At 41.5% G+C, this 20,013-nt stretch carries 15 protein-coding genes, 3 pseudogenes and 1 other annotated feature; of the genes and pseudogenes, 16 read left to right on the top strand and 2 right to left on the bottom strand.

From position 1 onward, the window contains the following. Window positions 1-710: 710 nt before the first annotated feature. A complete protein-coding gene (locus RCH20_RS12040; protein WP_209958732.1) occupies window positions 711-2,273 on the bottom strand; it encodes an alanine/glycine:cation symporter family protein in 1,563 nt (520 codons plus the stop codon). A gap of 1,054 nt (window positions 2,274-3,327) precedes the next feature. On the opposite strand from RCH20_RS12040, the gene RCH20_RS12035 reads away from it, so the two are divergent. The 4 genes from RCH20_RS12035 (at window position 3,328) to RCH20_RS12020 (ending at window position 7,075) form a co-directional block, all read left to right on the top strand. Next, complete coding sequence (locus RCH20_RS12035; RefSeq protein WP_327193771.1) at window positions 3,328-3,960, top strand: LemA family protein; 633 nt, start codon at window positions 3,328-3,330, stop codon at window positions 3,958-3,960. A gap of 150 nt (window positions 3,961-4,110) precedes the next feature. Continuing rightward, window positions 4,111-5,277 (top strand): TPM domain-containing protein, encoded by a 1,167-nt coding sequence (locus RCH20_RS12030; RefSeq protein WP_327193770.1) that lies wholly within the window; start codon window positions 4,111-4,113, stop codon window positions 5,275-5,277. Between the two features lie 110 nt (window positions 5,278-5,387). After that, window positions 5,388-5,918: a TPM domain-containing protein gene (locus RCH20_RS12025; RefSeq protein WP_209958726.1), complete on the top strand. Its 531-nt coding sequence runs from the start codon at window positions 5,388-5,390 to the stop codon at window positions 5,916-5,918. Between the two features lie 161 nt (window positions 5,919-6,079). Beyond that, a complete protein-coding gene (locus RCH20_RS12020; protein ID WP_327193769.1) occupies window positions 6,080-7,075 on the top strand; it encodes an adenosine deaminase in 996 nt (331 codons plus the stop codon). A 153-nt stretch (window positions 7,076-7,228) separates the two neighbouring features. On the opposite strand, the gene RCH20_RS12015 is transcribed toward RCH20_RS12020, so the two are convergent. Further along, complete coding sequence (locus RCH20_RS12015; RefSeq protein ID WP_327193768.1) at window positions 7,229-8,104, bottom strand: SIR2 family NAD-dependent protein deacylase; 876 nt, start codon at window positions 8,102-8,104, stop codon at window positions 7,229-7,231. A 35-nt stretch (window positions 8,105-8,139) separates the two neighbouring features. Here RCH20_RS12015 and RCH20_RS12010 point away from each other — a divergent pair, with 35 nt between their 5' ends. The 12 genes and pseudogenes from RCH20_RS12010 (at window position 8,140) to RCH20_RS11960 (ending at window position 19,654) form a co-directional block, all read left to right on the top strand. Continuing rightward, window positions 8,140-8,502, top strand: coding sequence for a hypothetical protein (locus tag RCH20_RS12010; RefSeq protein ID WP_209958719.1), 363 nt, complete (start codon window positions 8,140-8,142; stop codon window positions 8,500-8,502). 537 nt (window positions 8,503-9,039) lie between these two features. After that, the gene (locus tag RCH20_RS12005) at window positions 9,040-11,898 is read left to right on the top strand and encodes a hemagglutinin repeat-containing protein (RefSeq protein ID WP_327193767.1); all 2,859 of its coding nucleotides are present in this window, start codon (window positions 9,040-9,042) and stop codon (window positions 11,896-11,898) included. Between the two features lie 155 nt (window positions 11,899-12,053). Further along, window positions 12,054-13,418, top strand: a complete 1,365-nt coding sequence (locus RCH20_RS12000) for a ribonuclease domain-containing protein (protein WP_327193766.1) — start codon at window positions 12,054-12,056, stop codon at window positions 13,416-13,418. Next, window positions 13,418-13,828 (top strand): hypothetical protein, encoded by a 411-nt coding sequence (locus RCH20_RS11995; RefSeq protein ID WP_209958715.1) that lies wholly within the window; start codon window positions 13,418-13,420, stop codon window positions 13,826-13,828. The genes RCH20_RS12000 and RCH20_RS11995 overlap by 1 nt, the downstream gene beginning before the upstream one ends. Before the next feature lie 95 nt (window positions 13,829-13,923). Then, a pseudogene (locus tag RCH20_RS12540) lies at window positions 13,924-14,088 on the top strand (hemagglutinin repeat-containing protein); the annotation flags it as partial. A gap of 27 nt (window positions 14,089-14,115) precedes the next feature. Next, on the top strand, window positions 14,116-14,280 hold the full coding sequence (locus tag RCH20_RS11990) for a hypothetical protein (RefSeq protein WP_327193765.1): 165 nt from the start codon (window positions 14,116-14,118) through the stop codon (window positions 14,278-14,280). 155 nt (window positions 14,281-14,435) lie between these two features. Then, on the top strand, window positions 14,436-15,998 hold the full coding sequence (locus tag RCH20_RS11985; protein ID WP_327193764.1) for a hypothetical protein: 1,563 nt from the start codon (window positions 14,436-14,438) through the stop codon (window positions 15,996-15,998). Beyond that, the gene (locus RCH20_RS11980; protein ID WP_327193763.1) at window positions 15,999-16,355 is read left to right on the top strand and encodes a hypothetical protein; all 357 of its coding nucleotides are present in this window, start codon (window positions 15,999-16,001) and stop codon (window positions 16,353-16,355) included. It abuts the gene before it with no gap. A gap of 90 nt (window positions 16,356-16,445) precedes the next feature. After that, window positions 16,446-16,673, top strand: coding sequence for a hypothetical protein (locus RCH20_RS11975; protein WP_327193762.1), 228 nt, complete (start codon window positions 16,446-16,448; stop codon window positions 16,671-16,673). A gap of 86 nt (window positions 16,674-16,759) precedes the next feature. After that, window positions 16,760-17,131: pseudogene (locus RCH20_RS11970) on the top strand (hemagglutinin repeat-containing protein); the annotation flags it as partial. Window positions 17,132-17,143: 12 nt separating this feature from the next. After that, a pseudogene (locus RCH20_RS11965) lies at window positions 17,144-18,363 on the top strand (IS3 family transposase). Next, window positions 17,419-17,535 (top strand) — a sequence feature (AL1L pseudoknot). It overlaps the preceding pseudogene by 117 nt. Before the next feature lie 88 nt (window positions 18,364-18,451). Continuing rightward, window positions 18,452-19,654 (top strand): hypothetical protein, encoded by a 1,203-nt coding sequence (locus tag RCH20_RS11960; RefSeq protein WP_209958709.1) that lies wholly within the window; start codon window positions 18,452-18,454, stop codon window positions 19,652-19,654. Window positions 19,655-20,013 lie beyond the last annotated feature (359 nt).

Genomic DNA, 20,013 nt, shown 5'->3' with positions numbered 1-20,013 from the left:
TTTGGCGGTGGATAGTAACCTTGATGCTAGCGCATCTAGGCCTCTTTTTCACCTGCTGTTTGAAATTGCACTTCACGTGTTAATCTAAGTTTAAATTTAGACTTAGATTTCATGATTAAGTATCCTCTCTTTTTTGATTAAAGCTTATATAATTTAAGCTTACGTAATTAAAATTTGACCCATTAACGCTCATTGAGCTGGCTTGATTCCCATAATTAGGGGAACTAACTATAACTTACAGTTTACCTAGGATATTTTTGTCAGTATTCCTTTACCTCAATAAGTATTCTATAGCTTTATGTGCTTCAAATGTATTGTATTTCTTACAAAGCATTGTCTACCTTGTTCTTAAGGTTATTGCACTGTTTTAGAGGCTATTTTTATCGGTAAAATCCTACTATCAAAGTAAGCGTGCTCTAAAACCAGCTTGGATTATTTATGTGAAGCATTGATAAAGGGATGAGGGTCAGATTCAACAGATTAATAAGGTTATGCTAAGTAAGTGGATGAAGATTTTAAAATAAATTTAGTACTATAAATTTTACCTTCTACCCATGAGCAGTGGTCAGTATTGCCATACTGCTAAGAATAGGCATAGTAATATAATAATAAGTGCGACATAAAAAAGCCCGCGACGATAGCCACGGGCTTTTTTTAATCAGATTCACTCAGTTAAGCATTATTATTAGCCTAGCTCACTTTAAAGTCTATTATTTAAGATCTTTATCTAGTGAATCCTTATTTACAGATTCTTCAGCTAATCTCTGTTGCTCTTTTAGATGACGTTCTTCCCAATATGGCGCATTTTTGATACCAAATTTCGCTGGATCAAAACTATAACGCTTCACACCTGCTTTGAGCTGTGCTTCGTAGTCTTTCAGCATGGTGAGCGTTGGACGAGCCACAACGAAGATGACCAAGATACCAACGATGTTCAACCAAGCCATCAAGCCAACACCAATATCACCAATAGCCCAGATGTAGCCAGCTGAGTTAAGACCACCGTAGGCAACCATCGCCATGATTAAGATTTTGACTAGGAATCTACCGGTTTTACCTACTCCTTTTCCTAAAAAGCGGGTTAAGTAAGCGACGTTAACTTCAGCGATATAATAGTAAGCCAAAATTGTGGTAAAGGCGAAGAAGAATACAGCAACGGCAATAAAGGTATTACCGAAGGTACCGTATACTGATTCCATGGCCATTTGCGTAAAGGCTGGTGAGTTAATTTCAACCCCAGCAGCTACATTTTGGACGATGAATTGACCGTCAGGTAACGTACCTTGAATGTTATAAGTACCCATGGTTAAAATCATAAAGGCGGTTGCAGAACAGACTAGTATAGTATCGACGTAGACTGAGAATGCCTGTACCAAACCTTGCTGTGATGGATGCTCAACTTCAGCAGCAGCAGCAGCGTGAGGGCCTGTACCTTGACCGGCTTCGTTAGAGTAGATACCACGTTTCACACCCCAACCAATCGCGGCACCAAAGCCTGCTTGGGCGGTAAATGCATCGCCAACAATCATACCAAAGATTTCAGGAATCATTTCGTAGTTAGCGAACATGATAATTAAAGCTAGGACAATATAACCTAATGCCATAAATGGTACTGCGTACTCGGTAAAAGTGGCAATACGCTTGATACCACCAAAAATGATAATACCGAGAACGACTAGAATAATACCTAGCGCTACTAAACGCATAGAGCCAACTTCTAAGCTGCCGATATTAACTAGACTACCTTCACCCATAACTTGAGCAAAAGCATTGATAACACCATTCGCCTGTACACCAGGTAAGAAGATACCACAGGCTAAGATGGAGGATATCGCAAATAGGATTCCGTACCATTTTTGACCGAGTGCCCGCTCAAAGTAGTAAGCAGGGCCACCGCGATATTCGCCGGTGATAACGTCTTTTTCTTTATAGATCTGTGCCAATGTCGATTCAACATAAGCAGTAGAAGCACCTAAGAATGCGACAATCCACATCCAGAATACGGCGCCTGGGCCACCAAAGCCGATAGCCGCAGCCACCCCTGCGATGTTACCCATACCGACACGACCGGCAAGTGATACAGCAAGTGCCTGGAATGAGGAAATACCATCTGCACTGGATTTACCAGTGAATAGTAATTTAATCATTTCACCGAATAGACGTACTTGAACGAAGCGCGTCATGATGGAATAAAATAGACCAGCGCCCAAGCATAAATAAATTAGTGCTGGGCTCCAGATAATTCCGTTTACTACATTGACTAAACCTTCCATATTTATATTCCTAGTACTGTCTCGAAGTGGCCATGCTTATCTTGCTATTTAAGCATTAGGTATGAATCTAAACGTCACTGCTTACACTCATATTTAATCAACCACTTAGGATAGTTTATAGTTGCCAGTGTTTATCCGCTTGGCTTAGCATCGACACTGATCGTATTAATACTGCTTTTCAATCTCAGTGCTGATATCAGTGTCGATGCTAAACTTAGCTGCGGTTGCAATTCCCTTTGCAGTTTTGATGGTTGTTCTATCATGCTCTCAACTTGCTCATAACTATCAGTCAAATGACTGTGAATGCATAGCACTTTAAACTTAATCTGCAATTTTTACCAATAATCTCAACTGATACTGATAAAGAACTGAGGGCTATTTAGCTTGGCATTTGCAGTCGTTATACGCTAAGGTGACAAGAACAATTAACAGTTTAAACTCAACTAATACTAAATGAGCAACAAAGCCACTACCAATTGTATGCAAACCATACGGTTAAGTAACTGCAATTTGCCACAATTCCACGGTAATTGCTAGAATTTTTTTTAATTGATGCCTGTTTCTTACTTTTACAAGGTAATTAGTAAACGTATGTGTAGTTATGTAAGTATTTAAAATATACAATTTTTTCACAGAAATTACCCAAGATAGATTTTTAGGTAAGCTCGCTATAAGTAGATGACTGAAAATAATCGGATAACCAATAACCGCGTTAGGATACAGAGTAAGCCGATCAACAGAAAAGAATTAGGCTGATAGCAAAAAAATAATATTGATCTTTTGGCGGTTGTGTTTTGGTAACGATGAATTGTAAAAGTATTATGATATCGCCATTATTAGCACTATAACTACTAACAAAAAAACTCTATGCCAAAAAGTCAGCTATAGGCTCTGGTCGTGATAAATGATATGTCGATATGTTAATACATACCTAAATGTATCTTATCCCTCAAGCGCCCACCATAATGAGTAAATGAATATAGTAGGCAAAAAGTTATCAAGACATGTGTGACTCGTTAACCATAATTATTTATTACTCTTAGGAGAAACAAAAATGACGCGTAAGTCTATTATAAAACCCATGTTGCTATCCGCCGTATTGGTAACGTCAGCAGTCAGCTTAAGTGGTTGCGGCTATAACAATCTCCAGTCCCAAGATGAGCAGGTTACTGCTTCATGGTCGGAGGTTGTCAACCAATACCAACGCCGTTCTGATTTGGTCCCTAACTTAGTTACAGTAGTCAAACAGTACGCGGATCAAGAGCAAACAGTCTTTACGCAAGTGGCCGAGGCTCGCTCGCGCGCAGGCGGCATCACTTTAACGCCAGAGGTACTCAACGACCCCCAAGCCATGGAGCGCTATGCAGAAGCTCAAGGACAGATGGACGGTGCATTGTCACGTCTCATGGCGGTCTCTGAGCGTTACCCTGAGCTCAAGTCTGATGCCTTGTTTCAGGACTTGCAAGCGCAGCTAGAAGGCACAGAAAACCGGATTGCGGTTGCCCGTAATCGTTATATCCAAGAAGTACAGGGCTATAACACGACCGTGCGTCAGTTCCCAACCAACATCACCGCCAAAGTATTTGGTATGCAAGCCAAACCAAACTTTACGGTAGCCAATGAGGCTGCGATCTCTACTGCTCCTAATATTGATTTCGATGGAGACAAGGCGGCTACTGAGCAGTAGTGCTCAACTAACAAGCATAACGGTAAAGCGGTGCGATAGACCTGAGTACTATAGGTTTTATACCTATAGCGTGTTAACCTCAGGAAGCATTAACACCAGTTCAACACGAGATAATTCAGCACAGATGTTACCCGAGGTGGTATAGATTAAATGAATAATTCAAAAGCAATCGTATCAGCATTACTACTCACGCTCGGCGCTAGTAGCGCGACCTCGCTGTATGCGGCGCCGAATGATGTTGCTGTCGCTGCGGATAGTACCTCGAATATACAAAATCGTAGCGTTGAGGACCTAGCGGGCATTGCCAAAGCAGGCAAAGCCAATGAGGCTATCAATGATGCGGTACTAGGTAATGATGCTATTAATGAAGCAGTGTTGGGTAATGATGCTCTAAATCCTAATGCTGCTAATACTGATGTTGCTAATAGCGCGACTAATACTCAGGCAAATAATGCTACTTTACCGCCAGTCCAGTCCAGTGCCGCTAGTATAGATGCTGATAAACTGATATTAAATCAGCCAGTCGTTGACCAAGCCAATATTTTAACGGCTCAGCAAAAGCAGCGTTTAACCGAGCAGCTGAGTAGTATTTACCAGAAAGGTTTGGCTCAAGCGGCGGTAGTTATTGTACCGACTACTAATGGTCTACCGATTTTTGACTATGCGTTACAAGTAGCAGATAAATGGCAGTTGGGTGATAAAGACATCGATGATGGCCTGTTAATTGTGCTGGCAGTCAATGATCGTGAGATCTATATTTTAAGCGGTTATGGACTCGAAGGTGTGCTGCCTGATTCCGCACTCAATCGTATTATCCGTGAAGATATTACGCCGCTTTTTAAACAGAACGATTACGCTGCGGGACTTGCTGCGGGTGTTAGTGCCCTCGAAACTCGCCTAAATGCGGATCCTGAAGTGTTGGCACGTGCTGACGCTCAAGCTGCTGAGCGTAGTACTCAGCAAGCCACAGATGAGAACCCGTCATCAATTGCCCTATTCGTTATGGCCTTAATATTCGGTAGCTTTATTACTAGTATCTTTGGCCGTGTGTTTGGCTCTATCTTAACTGCTGGTGGCTTTTTTGCCGGTTCACTGGCATTAGGTGGGGGCTTTTTCATGACCCTGATCATGGCGATATTCTTGTGGATGTTCTTAATTGCTCGTGGTTCTGGCGGTGGACGCGGAGGACGTGGCGGTGGAATGTTCTTCCTACCGGGCTTAGGTGGCGGTAGTAGCGGCGGCGGCGGATTTGGTGGCGGCGGTTTCGGTGGTGGTGGTGGCGGCTTCGGCGGTGGCGGCGCAGGTGGTTCGTGGTAGACTTATTGATTAGACCACATTTAATACGTGACAGCATTTATTAGGCTATATGCATTAAGCTATATTTACTAAATTGTAGTCGCTAGTAGCGTACTTGAGGAAATAATATAATGGCACAAAACAACTTAACCTCATCACAGCCAAGTTTTGCTCGCTGGTGGCGTCAAGTCTTATTTGTCCCAATGCTACATAGCAGGTGGTTGACAGCAGAGTCCAAAGCGCGTTTGACGACCAAAGTGACCAAAGCGGAGCGCGGGCATCGCGGTGAGATATTTTTGGTTATAGAAAACAACCTACCCATTCAAGAGGCTTATCATACTAACTGCCGTGCGCGCGCTATTGACCTATTTAGTGAGTATCGGGTCTGGGATACCGAAGAGAATACCGGTGTCTTAGTCTATGTGAATATCTGTGAACAAAGCTTAGATATCGTCGCTGATCGTGGCATCAGTACGCATGTCAGTCCCACAGTATGGCGAGCAATGTGTGACAAAGCAGTAGCAGGTATCGCTAATAAAAAAACAGAACAGAGCTTGACCGACTTGTTAGATGAAATTGGGCAATTACTCGGTCAGTATTATTATCTTGAAAACAATCCGGAAGGCAACGAGTTGTCTGATACGGTAGTTTTCTTGAAGTAGTTTCTACTACTAAAATAGTGTTGGTTTTGAGAGTCATTTTTTACAGAGTGAATTTACCCTGAGGGTATTGTGCTTTGTATCATAAAATATTTGTGCAGAGTGCTATAAATCAAAAATCACTTGACGTTGTCAACCAAAGTAAAAGGTATTACTGGAGCCATATGATTGACTTAATAAGAAGGTTGCCAAAAGCTGAACTGCATTTACATATTGAAGGCTCACTAGAACCTGAGCTAATGTTTAGGCTGGCCAAAAAAAATAATATTGAGATTCCCTATAAAAATATAGAAGATGTGAGAAATGCTTATAACTTTACTAATTTACAAACCTTCTTAGACATATATTATGCCGGTGCCAACGTACTTATTACCAAAGATGATTTTTATGATTTGACCTGGGAATATATTTTAAAATGTGTTGAAGATAACGTTATTCACACTGAAATATTCTTTGACCCCCAAACGCATACTGCAAGAGGAATATCTTTTGCAACGGTAATAACCGGCATCAAAGAAGCGTTAGCGGATGCAAAAGAAAAGTATGGCATTACCTCTTGTATTATCATGTGCTTTTTGAGGCATTTGTCACAAGATGAAGCCTTTGAAACGTTAGAACAGTCTTTAATGTTTAAAGAAGACATCATTGGTGTTGGTCTCGATTCTGCAGAGCTAGGAAACCCGCCTTCGAAGTTTGAACAGGTGTTTAAAAAAGCCAAAGAACTGGGCTTTAAGTTGGTAGCTCATGCCGGTGAAGAAGCTGATTTTACCTACATTTACGAAGCTTTAGATTTGTTAGGTATTGATAGAATTGACCATGGTGTTCAATCTATCAACAGCCCAGAACTTATGCAAAGACTTAAAGATGAACAAGTACCGCTTACCGTTTGTCCGAACTCAAATATTGAGCTAAAAGTTTTTGAGGCTTACACAGACCATAATATAAAAGAGCTATTAGATTATGGACTGAATGTCAGTGTAAATTCAGATGATCCAGCCTATTTTAAAGGTTACATGAACCAAAACTTTATAAACTTGTATGAAAACCTACCATTATCGGAAGATGATGTTATCACCTTGGTAAAAAACTCTTTTAGATCTTCATTTATAGATGAAGATTTAAAAAAAGAGTACTTAGCTAGAGTTGATAGAGCGGTATAAATGTAATTAGCACAGCTATTCATATCGTTATTAGCTAGCATCAGTAACCTGTGTCTTGAAACAATAGAATAAGTCCCTTATCTATGCTTTAAGCTTCTAGTAGACCATTGGCATTAGAAGCTACTCTGTCAGTGCTCAATATTGCTAATATTATTACGGCTGTAGCGCAATGACCTGTTTGATCAGTTGCGGCATCACTATCCCTGCCTTAGCTGCTAGGGTAATATCAACTAGGGTATTGGGTGTGGGATCAGGATTTATTTCGATAATTTTAGCGCCGCTTTGCTTGGCCAACTGCGCAAGTCCAGCGGCTGGATACACCAGACTTGAGGTGCCGATACTGATAAATACCTCACAACGCTCGGCGTTACTTTCTGCTGTTTGCCAGGCCTGCATAGGTAATGACTCACCGAACCAGACAATATCAGGTCGAATATAACACCCACAATGTGTGCAATTTAATAGTTTATCGTCATGATTTCTGACTATATTTGAGCTCTCGGACTGTTCATTAGACTGAGTGGGTAATGTATTGTGGTCAGCGTTATGAGTCTTGGATTGATTATTAGGCTTATTATTGGATTTATCGTTATAAGGCTGGTCACATTGACTACAGCGATTATGCCAAAGATGTCCATGTAAATGAGTGACCGTGCTGCCAGCTTGTTCGTGCAAATCGTCAACGTTTTGAGTGATTAAACTAAGCTGCTGCTTATGTAACTTAGCATGCTGCTGCCATTGAGCCAGAGCATGATGCGCCGGATTAGGTACTTTATCGCTTACTAGTTGCCTACGCCATTGATACCACGACCATACCAGCTGAGGATCACGTGCAAAAGCGGTACAAGTCGCTAAATCCTCAGCGCGGTATTGTTGCCATAAGCCAGTTTGCTTATCCCGGAAAGTAGGGATGCCACTTTCTGCTGAGACCCCAGCTCCCGTTAAGATACAAATACGCTTTTTTGAAACTAACAATTCGGCAGCACGCTTCACGTCGCCTACTAACGCTGCTGATAACGCTGTTAACATGGCATAACCCCTGCTAATAATGGATATATACCCTCATGATAGACGGAATTTGGTGGCTTGTCATATTGCTTGCAGTGGGCGCTGGTCTATGGTTGCTGGCACATAAGCGCGGTGCTAAAAAGGATGACGTAAACACGGTCGCCACGCGTACAAAAGTGGCTTCTAACGATGCGCTACAAAAAACAGCTGTTATGCTTAAACAACACTTTCCTGACTATCGTGTCACTCGTAAAGGAAATCATTTGCTGATTATCAAACAGGGCAAAAAAATCGCGATGATTACCATTGATAAGAAGCTCGCCACCGGTCAGCGTCGTTTGGGTGACGTGCCTATCCTTAACTATCATCGTACACCCAGCCGCACACAATTAAGCACGAACTTACAAGAAGTCAAGTAGTCTAAAATAGTTAGGCGATGTCAGGACAGTTAGAACAATACGGATAATATTAAATTGCTAAAGCCAATAAATCTTTGATTCAAGTTTTAAAGGTAATAACAAGTAACAGCCAAGCACATAAAGCGTTGGTATCAAAGGGGTTTAGAGGTGTGAGGTAATACTAGGGAAGGGTGAAATACGATTATTGGTGCGCTCGGCGGGAATCGAACCCTCGGCTTCGGAGGCTAGACCCACCATATTTCGTTAACTAATCTTAATGTATAATAACCTGCCATGGTATACGTAGAAATGGCTTAAGTAAGATGCACTGAATGACCTTTAGCATAATTTAAAGCAATATATGAAGTCCTAATATCCAATTTTGGTCACTATTAAAGCATCAATATGATGTATTTACAGTAGTATAAATACATCGTATTGATGTCTTATTTTTTATGGATCACCTCTTTAACTATTCTCTAAGCATCTATACCCTAAGATCATCTAAACAATCTGCTGTGAAAGTGGTTTACTATTTCCACTACTATCAAAAATTTAATGCTATTAAATCCATCACCTTTTAAGCAACAGGCGCCAAACGTTGATAACCAAATCAAAGATGGTGGTCCTGCCTTATCTAATTTGCAAAAAGGCGACGGTCCTACTAATAATACCGCTATTAACGTCGCCACTTCACCATCTGGCGATGAAATAAGAAGCGTCAATGGCGCGACAAGTCTGCCCAATAGCAGTCTCTACACTATCGATGCCGATAGTACTAATGGCTACTTAGTAGAGACTGATCCTGACTTTGCCAGTTATCGCAATTGGCTGACCTCAGACTATAGGTTAGACAGGCTCAAGCTTGATCCTAATATCACCCAAAAACGCTTAGGCGATGGCTATTACGAGCAGCAGTATATTCGTGATCAAATCATGATGCTAACAGGACGCTATTATCTACAAGATTACAGCACCCAAGATGCTCAGTTTAAAGGGCTGATGGATGCGGGCGTCACCACCGCGCAGACGTTAAACCTACGTCCAGGTATTGCTCTTACGGCAAGCCAAGTGGCTAATCTAACTAGCGATATCATCTGGATGGAGCAGCAACAAGTCACTCTCGCGGATGGCAGCACGCAAAGCGTACTGGTGCCAAAAGTCTATGTTCGAGCCAACCAAGGCGCGATCAGAGGAGACGGTAGCTTTATTGCCGCAGAAATGGTCAACCTAAGCCTAACGGGTAATCTAGATAACCAAGGTCTCATCTCTGCTCAAAAAACGCTCAATATCAATGCTGATAATATCAATAATACCAATGGTGGTCGCCTACGTGCGGCTGATGCCAGATTAACTGCTGAGAATAAAATAACCAACGTGGGCGGTAGCATCTTTGCTGACAATACTTTAGGTCTAAAAGCCAAGAGTGTTGAGAATACGAGCACCACCTTTACTACCAACAACCAGCTTGGCGCTAGTAGCGCGACACGCACAGGCATTGATCAAGTAGCATCAATCGGTGTTGGTGACGGCCTGCGAGGTCAAGTGGATGCTAATGGTAAAGCGCTCACTACTTTGGCGATCAACGCGACTAATGATGTCACTTTCAACGCTGGGATTTTAAATAATCAAGGTGGCAACACCCAAATCGTCTCTAAAGAAGGCAATGTGGCCTTTAACGCTATCAATACGGGCAATGAAATCCGTGCCATTGGCGATGCTGACAACTACTACATAGACGGTCAAAGCCAAGATATCGGCAGCCGTGTCTCAAGCTATGGTGAACTTGATATCGCCGCTAAAAATGTTTCAGGAACCGCAGCGACACTGACCAGTGATAGTGGTAATACCTCTATCTACGCTGAAAAAGATATCACCTTTAAAGAGGGCCGTGCCACCGAGCAGTTCTCAATCGCTAATAAAATGACCAGCAGTGGCTTCTTAAGTAAAAAGACCACCCAAGAGCGCTTTGACTCACAAAGCGATAATGCCATCAGCAGCAACATTGAAGGCAACCAAGTCGCTATTCAAGCGGGTAATGACATCAGTCTCACCGGTACTAACGCCATCAGTGATAAAGGCACTAGTCTCACTGCTGGTAGCAATATCGACATCCTAGCCGCGCAAAACACCTCAAGTGAAAGCACCTTTAGTCAAACTAAAAAGTCAGGATTGTTTGGCGCTGACGGCGGCATGGGCTTTACCATCGGTAAGCAGCAAAGCGATGAGACTAATGCTCAAACTGCCCTGACCAATACCGCCAGCAATGTCGCTGCTATCGACGGCAACGTCATCATCACGGCAGGTGGCAAATATCAGCAGACTGGTAGTAACCTTATCGCAGGGATGGGTGATGATAGTAGCTTAGATATTAATGACGCCCTTGATAACAGCAGTCGCGGCAATACTGTCGTTCGAGCCAAAACGATCAACATCGATAATGCGATGGATGTTTACGCTAATCAAAGCGAAAGTAAGTTCAAGCAAAGCGGTCTTACCGTCTCCGTCTCTAACAGCCTTGTGGACAGTGCGCAAAGTATTAATGCTCTCGTTGGTGCCAGTAGCAACACCGAAAGCGTACGCATGAAAGGTATGGCGGCAGTTGCTGGAGCATTGAAAGTAAAAGTACTCGCTGCCGAGGCTGATGAAGCTGCACGAGGACTTTTAACTGGTGGCGTTAATACGCAAAGTTTAAAAGGACTTGGCAACACCCGCATTCAAGCCACTATTGGCACTCAAAAGTCTCAGTCTAATAGTTCAAGCTACACTGAGGTCAATCAAGGCTCAAATATCACCAGCAATAATCTCGCGCTCATTGCCACAGGCGGTGGCACTGATAGCAACATTAATATCAACGGTAGCAATCTAGACATTACTAACAACGCCCTATTCCAAGCCGATAACGACTTCAACGTCAACGGTGTGGCGCAAAACAGTAATACTCGTAGCACGAACAAAAGCTCAAGTACCGCTATTGGCGGTTATATGGACAGTAGTGGCTCAGGCGGTATCACTGCCAGTGCCAGTCGCGCTAAAGGCTATGCTAACAGCGACTCAGTGACTTATGCCAATAGCAACATCAAAGTTGGTGGCACCAGTACCTTTGATATCGGTAATGATGTCAATATCAAAGGCGGTGTCATTAATACTGGTAGAGCACAAGGCGTTATTGGTGGTAACGTCAATATTGAATCTTTACAAGACACGGCTACGTACGATAGTAATCAAAAGAACGCAGGCTTTACTCTTGATGTGGCTTTAGAGGGTGCAGGGTCTAGTCTATCGGTCAATGGCGGCAAGACCGATATCAATGCAGACTCTAAGATGGTAGCTCAGCAATCAGGCATCTTCACAGGGGATGGTGGCTTTGATCTGGTGGTCGAAGGTAAGACTAATCTTATTGGTGGGGCGCTATAACTACGACTGATGCCGCCGTAGCAGCAGGACGTAATAAGTATGTCAGCAAAGGCGGTATCGTCACCCAAGACATTGAGAACTACAGCAACTATGAGGGTGATGCAATACAAGTTGGTTTAAGTTTAGGCAATACTACAGGCAAACCACAAGCGACGATGAATGGGCTTGGCTATGGCACGGATGGCGATAGTAATAGTAGTGTCACTCGTGCAGGTATTACAGGAATAGCTGGCAACAGTGGTATTACCACGGACAATTGCGCTGAGTATGCAGGCGCACTGGATAATGTGTTTGATGCAACAAGAGTCAATGAGGAGCTTGGGGCGCAGACTCAGATTACGCAAGAGTTTGGTAAGGAAGCGCCGAAGGCGGTTGGGGATTATGCGAGTAGCCGTCAACTAGATCTTATCAATGAAGGTAGAGTAAATGAAGCCGATAAATGGGCAGAAGGTGGCGCTTATCGCGTTGCGCTACATACGTTAGTTGGTGCTATTGCCACAGGTAGTGTAGAGGGTGCATTAGCCAGTGGAACGACGGCAGTTTCTGTACCAGCGGTAGATAAGTATTTAGAGAAACAAGGCGTTGATGAGACCACTCGTGATGCACTTTTATTAGGTTTATCAGCGGCAGCTGGCGCAGTCGTTGGCGGTGATACTGCTAGTACAGCTACAAGTTTTAGTCAGACGCAGAATAACTATTTGACCCATAAACAAATTGCCGAATGGGGTAAAGAGTTAGAGTCTTGTGTTAAAAATAGAGGCAGTCAATGTACTATATCGGCTAAAGAAGCTATTAATAATAAATACACTAAAAAATCTGAACAGCAGCAACAAGAACTAAAGTCAGCTTGTGGTGCAAATGGTAATGCACAAAAATGCGATATCATAAGAAACAACTACTACAATGTTGAGGGTATACCATACGATAAACAAGCTGATAAATATGCACCAAAAATTATAAGCTACGGTTATGGATCAAAAGCTAGTAGTAAGTTGGGTGTAATACAAACCATGCATAACATGGAAGCAGAAGGCGTATTTATTCAGCAAACTGCTAATCAAGAAAGAGAAAAAGGTCGTTCTGGTAAGGCTTTTGCGATGGAGATGGCTCCTGTAATAGCTGGAAGTGTTATAGCAGGAAAAATGGGTAGTAGTCGTGGTAATGTTACTAAAGTAGTTCCCAATGGTAAACACATTCAAGTTGAAACCAAAACGCGTATTATTTCTGGTGCAAAAGTAGAAGACAAACCAACTGGTCGAGTAATAACAGGGAATGTAGATTTAAAACCAACCATAGATAGAATCAATAGCGGACAAAAGTCTAAACACCGTAACGATGGTGAAAACTTTAGAAATAGTCAAGGTAGATTACCCGCTAAACCAAAAGGATATTATACTGAGTATGTTGTATCTCCTCCTCCAACTTTTAGATATCCTGGTGCTCAAAGAGTTGTAGTTGGTAAAAATGGAGAAACCTATTATACTCCTAACCATTATGAAAGTTTTATAAGGGTTCAATAATGAACAATATCGAAATAAAAGATTGTTTAGATATGGTTAATATTCATGAAAACGGTATAGTGATAACTTTAAATAAAGAGTATCTTTCTGGTAAAGATGTCGCTAAAGATATTGAAAGTCAGCTACCTAATAACAATGATCTAGAGGTTGAAAACTGGGATGCCTTTTATGATAATTTATGTTCTTTAGACTATGAACTTGATAAGAAATTTAAAAGTGTAACTATAATTCATAGTTCATATTTAGATGTAAATGACGACTCAATGATTACTTATCTTCAAATTATTTTTGACGCTTGTAACAGTTACTATAAATCTACTGATATTAACGAGGGGTTTAGTTTGCATGCTGTTTTTTTATCTAAGCATATGACTATTTACAAAGAAGTAGAGTCTCTAGAATTCTATTGATTCCGACATATAAACTATATGGAGCTCCCACCTCTAAAATGGCCTAAACTTAAATAAAAGCTACGATACAATAAGTGTCGTAGCTTTTTTCATTTATCTATGCCAACAGCCAAATCAACGTCGGCGGCACCACAACCCTTGACATCGGCAACGATCTAAACATCAAAGGGGGCGTCATTAATACAGGTCGCGCCCAAGGCACTATCGGTGGCGATGTCAACATAGAGTCACTACAAGACACGGCTACGTACGATAGTAATCAAAAGAACGCAGGCTTTACTCTTGATGTGGCTTTAGAGGGTGCAGGGTCTAGTCTATCGGTCAATGGCGGCAAGACCGATATCAATGCAGACTCTAAGATGGTAGCTCAGCAATCAGGCATCTTCACAGGGGATGGTGGCTTTGATCTGGTGGTCGAAGGTAAGACTAATCTTATTGGTGGGGCGCTATAACTACGACTGATGCCGCCGTAGCAGCAGGACGTAATAAGTATGTCAGCAAAGGCGGTATCGTCACCCAAGACATTGAGAACTACAGCAACTATGAGGGTGATGCAATACAAGTTGGTTTAAGTTTAGGCAATACTACAGGCAAACCACAAGCGACGATGAATGGGCTTGGCTATGGCACGGATGGCGATAGTAATAGTAGTGTCACTCGTGCAGGTATTACAGGAATAGCTGGCAACAGTGGTATTACCACGGACAATTGCGCTGAGTATGCAGGCGCACTGGATAATGTGTTTGATGCAACAAGAGTCAATGAGGAGCTTGGGGCGCAGACTCAGATTACGCAAGAGTTTGGTAAGGAAGCGCCGAAGGCAGTGGCTGAGTTCTCTGAAAATAGACAGACACAGTTGATACTCGATGGCGATTTAGAGGGTGCTGAAAAGTGGGCAGATGGTGGCGCTTATCGGGTTGCTTTGCATACCCTAGTTGGTGCTATTGCTACAGGTAGTGTCAAAGGAGCATTAGCCAGTGGCACTACAGCCGTTTCTATTCCAGCAGTAAGCGACTACCTAGATAAACAAGGTGTTGATGAGACTACGCGCGATGCATTACTACTAGGCTTATCGGCTGCTGCTGGAGCTGTCGTTGGTGGAGACACTGCAAGTACAGCTAGTAGTGTGAATCAGACACAGAATAATTTCTTAAGTCATAAAGATAGAGAAGCTCTTAATGCATTATTAGGTAAAGCTAAAAAGAATGGCGGACTTAGTTTGAAAGATTCAGAAAGCTTAATATACCTAGTACAATATGATCAGGTCACTAATATTATCTTAGAACAGTATAGAAAAGACCCCTCTTCTTTAAGCCAAAAAGATTTAGACTTTTTAGCAGTAGCTTTAAATGACTTAATGGCTCAAGGTGGTTATGATGCAGTAGCAGCTAAAACACTTATTAGTGGAAGTTCAGCCGCAGGGTATACTACAGACAACTTTTTAAATGCCCCTAAAGTTGCAAGTGAGGTATCGAATGCAAGAGGTGATTTCTGGGATAATCCCCTAAAGTTCTTGTCTTATACTAGACCTAAAAGTGAGAATCAGGAGGTCTACAATGAAGCTCTTGCTACCAGTAGTATCAATACTCGACAAAGAGAGCTATCTAGATTGGGTGGCGATGCTATATTTGTATCGCCTGGTGCTTTAGGATTAGCTCTACGTGGCGCATTGGCAGCTAAAGGTGTATATGATGTCGGTTATGGTGGTGCAGCAATTTACGATGGTCAATATAAAGCGGGTATAGTTAAAGTTGGTATTGGTGCTTTAGAGATTGTGCCTGCTGTTGCATTGGGTTCAGTTAAAGCTGGAACAAATAGATTAAATAATCAAAATAAAAATAGAACTTTCGAGTCCACTGATCCTCACGTTGCAGGTGTAGCAAATTATATTGAGAGCAAATATCCAGGCTTAATTAAAAATGTAAATGTTCCAGTACGTAGGGGCGATGGTTCGTTAATTACTGACGCTGATATATTACTCACCAATGGAACAATAATCCAAATAAAATCTGGCGGAGGTAAGGGATTGACAAGTCAAATTCAAAGAACAGAGACTGGCACTGGTGCAAAAACTGTGGGCTATGGTCCAGACTTGAAACCATCAATTGTAAAAAATGGGCAAGGCAAAGTTACTAAAAATATTGACGAACTCATTGAAATGGTGAAATAGATGAAAATTATAACCATGTATATTGAAAATGACAAAGCAGAAATGATTTATAAATCAGGTGAACATGTACATGAATGTATCTATATTCCTAGTTCTCATATAGCTAATTTGATAATAAATACATACGATGATTGGAATGTCGAACTTGATGAAGAAGAAATTAAATTTATAGCAAATAAAATAGGAAAGTTTAAAGCCTATTCTATAACTTGGAAGTCAGATATAAGTTTATATGAATATGTTATTAGTTTAAGTGATAAGTTAAATTTTATTCTAGATAACGACAAGGGGAACGTAAATAGTAATAAAGAGATAGCAGCAATGAGTTTCAATGAATTCTTGAATTGGATAAGCTAATTAATATTAAATAATGTCTATCAAAATTATATAGACGTAGTTTTACTACTTCTCTTGCGAAACCCAATCAATACAGTAAGAGATAACGTTATGAAAGAATACTTAACACATCAAGAAGCTTATGAAGCTATGTTTGCTTTTTTAGAAGATTATTACAACAGGTCAAAGTCCAACGAAATAGGTGGCCTTCTAGGTTCTATGTCATTAATCGAAGGAAGACCTGTAGATTCAGCGTTATGGGATGACTGGTGTGATGCTATTGAAAAATCGTTCGAAGATCCGAACGGAGCTCAATTAAATCTATCCAATAGGGAATAACTAGATAAGACGTATTCAGTGAATTGAATAACTTGTGGAGGTCAGTTCATAACGGATCGTAGCTTTTTTCTTATTCTTACGCCAATAGCAACATTAAAGTCGGTAGCACCACCACCTTTGACATAGCTAACGACGTCAACATCAAAGGCGGCGTGTTTGATACCGACAAAGCACAAGGCATCATCCGTGGTAACGTCAATACCGAATCGCTACAAGATACGGCCACCTATGATAGTAATCAGAAGAACATGGGCTTTAACCTTGATGTCGATCTAAAAGGCGCAGGCTCAAGCCTATCTCTCAATGGCGCTAAAACCAATATCAATGCAGACTCTAAGATGGTCGGTCAGCAAACAGGTCTCTTCGCCAACGAAGCCGACTTAGTTGTTGAAGACAAAGGCAACTTTAAAGGCGCCGTCTTGAACCGGCCCGGGATTGTCGGAGACTTAACATTCTGAGAGAATACGACAATGAAAACACGAAACTATACCCCTGAGATTAAAGAACGCGCTGTTCGCATGCTGATTGAAGCCGCGAGCGACTACCCCTCCACATAGTCAGCTATCCAAGCTATTGCCCCTAAAATAGGCTGCACACCTGAAACTCTACGATCCTGGCATAAGAAGCATATAGAACAAACCATTCCTGCCTCGGTACAAGCTCAAAGCCAAGAGCAACGTATCAAAGATCTTGAACGCGAAAATAGAGAACTCAAGCAAGCCAATGAGATTATACGTAAGGCTGCTGCTTTTTTCGCCCAGATAGAGACGGGCCGCTGACTAAAATCATGATTCAATTCATCGACGACAATAAATTCCTTTATGGGGTCGAGCTGATTTGTAGAGTTCTACCGATTGCCCCATCAACTTACTATCACGCTAAGAATTTAGAGAGTTGCCCTGAAAAGCGCTCACTACGCAGTCAGCATGACGACTATTATCTCAGCGAGATTAAACGCGTCTGGCAGAACAGTAAATGTCGTTACGGTGCTCGTAAAATCTGGCAGCAGATGAAAGCTGACAGGTTAAAGGTTGCTCGATGTACCGTAGAGCGTTTAATGAGACAGCATGGCCTACAAGGCGTCTGGCGTGGCAAAGGTAAGATTACCACCAATAGCCGTGACGATCAGCTGCGGGCTGATGACTTAGTGAAACGTAACTTTATAGCCAGTCATCCCAATCAGTTATGGGTTGCTGACTTTACTTATATCAAGACGACTAGCGGCTGGGTTTACACGGCCTTCATCATTGATGTGTTCGCTCGTAGCATTGTCGGCTGGAAGGTGGCCAATCGTATGAATACCAAATTAGTATTAGATGCCTTAGAGCAAGCCCTGTCTGACAGAGGCAAGCCTAAGGATGTTATTCACCATAGCGATAGAGGCAGTCAGTATTTATCCATTCGCTATACGGATAGAATGACCGAGGTGGGCGTTCAAGCATCCGTGGGTACGACGGGTGATTCATACGATAATGCGTTAGCTGAAACCGTCAATGGGCTGTACAAGACGGAGGTGATTCATTATTTAAAAGAGCAATGGAATGGCATAAATGATGTTGAATTAGCAACGCTTGAGTGGGTTGATTGGTTTAATAAGATACGTTTGCACAGCGCGATTGGATATGTATCGCCTTTTAAGTATGAGTCAATGTATTATGATAATCTTAATCGGTTAAGCCTAGTGGCCTAACTTAAATAAACAGTCTCCGATATAGTCGGGGCGGTTCAGTATTCTCACCACTGACAATCGCGAAGCACTCGCGGGTAAGCTTGAGAGTGTGTTTGATGCCACTCGTGTGACTGAGGAGCTGCAAGCACAGAATCAGATTACTAAAGAGTTCGGTAAGGAAGCGCCGAAAGCGGTTGGGGATTTTGCGGTTAATCGACAAATAGATCTTATTGAACAAGGCAAAGTAGATGAAGCTGACAAATGGGCAGAAGGTGGCGCTTATCGTGTTGCCCTGCATACCTTAGTTGGTGCTATCGCTACAGGTAGTGTTGAAGGCGCATTAGCAAGTGGGACAACCGCTGTCTCTATTCCTGCGGTAGGTCGTTATCTTGATGAGCAAGGCGTTGATGAGACGACCAAAAGCGCTATATTGCTAGGATTATCAGCAGGTGTAGGTAGTGTTGTTGGTGGAAATACAGCAGGTGCAGCTAGTAGTGTCAATCAAACTCAGAATAATTACTTGAATCATATTGAACATGAAATATTGAATGAATTACGTGCTAAGAAAGAACGTATGACTGGCAAAGGAAACGTACGTTTATGTAATAGAAGCGCAGAATGTAGAGCAGAACTTGCTGATATAAATAAAGATATTAAGATTTATGAGGATCTAAGTGCTGATCGTGATGCAGAGTTCAACGCTGCTTATGATAATTGCAGAAAGGGTGCGGGCTGTAATAAATTCTATGATCTTCATGTTACTCAGAGAATAAGATGGAATGAATCAGCTGACGAATTATTTAAATCTGAGCGTCAGAAGTGGACAGCTGTAAGTGATGATGAAAATGCTTTTCATAACTATGATGCTAATGGAAAACTTTCATATCTGTCTGGTGGCAAGTTACGGTATAAGAAATACGTTCATGATAATGGTCAGCTTGAAATTGTAGTAGACTCATTGCAAAATAATAAAGTCGTTTATGATCCAAAAAATGCTGGAAGCTATAACTACTATAGCTCAGTTAAAGGTACACCTGCTACAGATACATTAGGACATATAGACTATGATGTTGATCCTTATATAGATTTTGGTAGCGGCAAAGGAGACACAACAACAATATCTCAGCGAAGAAAAATTCCTGTTAGTAAAACACTTCCTTATGTTAAGGTTTCAACTACGGCTGGGAAATTGTTTGGAGAATTACAAGACCCAAATAACTTTCCAGGGTGGAATCAAAAAAATATGGTGCAATTAGAAAATGATAAAGCTATTTTGAAATATAAAGAGGCAGAAGGAAATGCTAGAAAATAGTTTAATTAAATATGCAGTAATTACTACTTTTTCAATATTGTTGGGATGTTTTTTTATTTTTCTGTTCATCCAAGCAGGTATAACTGACAACTCGTTATATTTATCAACTGTTATAATGAATTTTATAGCTAGTTGCTTTATATGGTCGCGAAGTAAAAGAAATATATACTTTGTATTCGGTTTCTTGCTTGTTAGTTTTTTTACAATGTTTGTTGGAAATTTTTCAGATTCAAAATTATTATTTATCATTTACTTGATAAATGGGGCCTTGTTGCGCAACTTAAGTTTAACCTAACACTTTCTATGGAATCAGCGATTAGACCGCAACCGTCACCGGCATACCAAGCATTGTCCATCGA

Source organism: Psychrobacter sp. PL15 (genome assembly GCF_035984995.1).
In the GTDB taxonomy this organism is placed as follows: domain Bacteria; phylum Pseudomonadota; class Gammaproteobacteria; order Pseudomonadales; family Moraxellaceae; genus Psychrobacter.
This window is presented reverse-complemented; position numbering and strand designations above follow the sequence as displayed.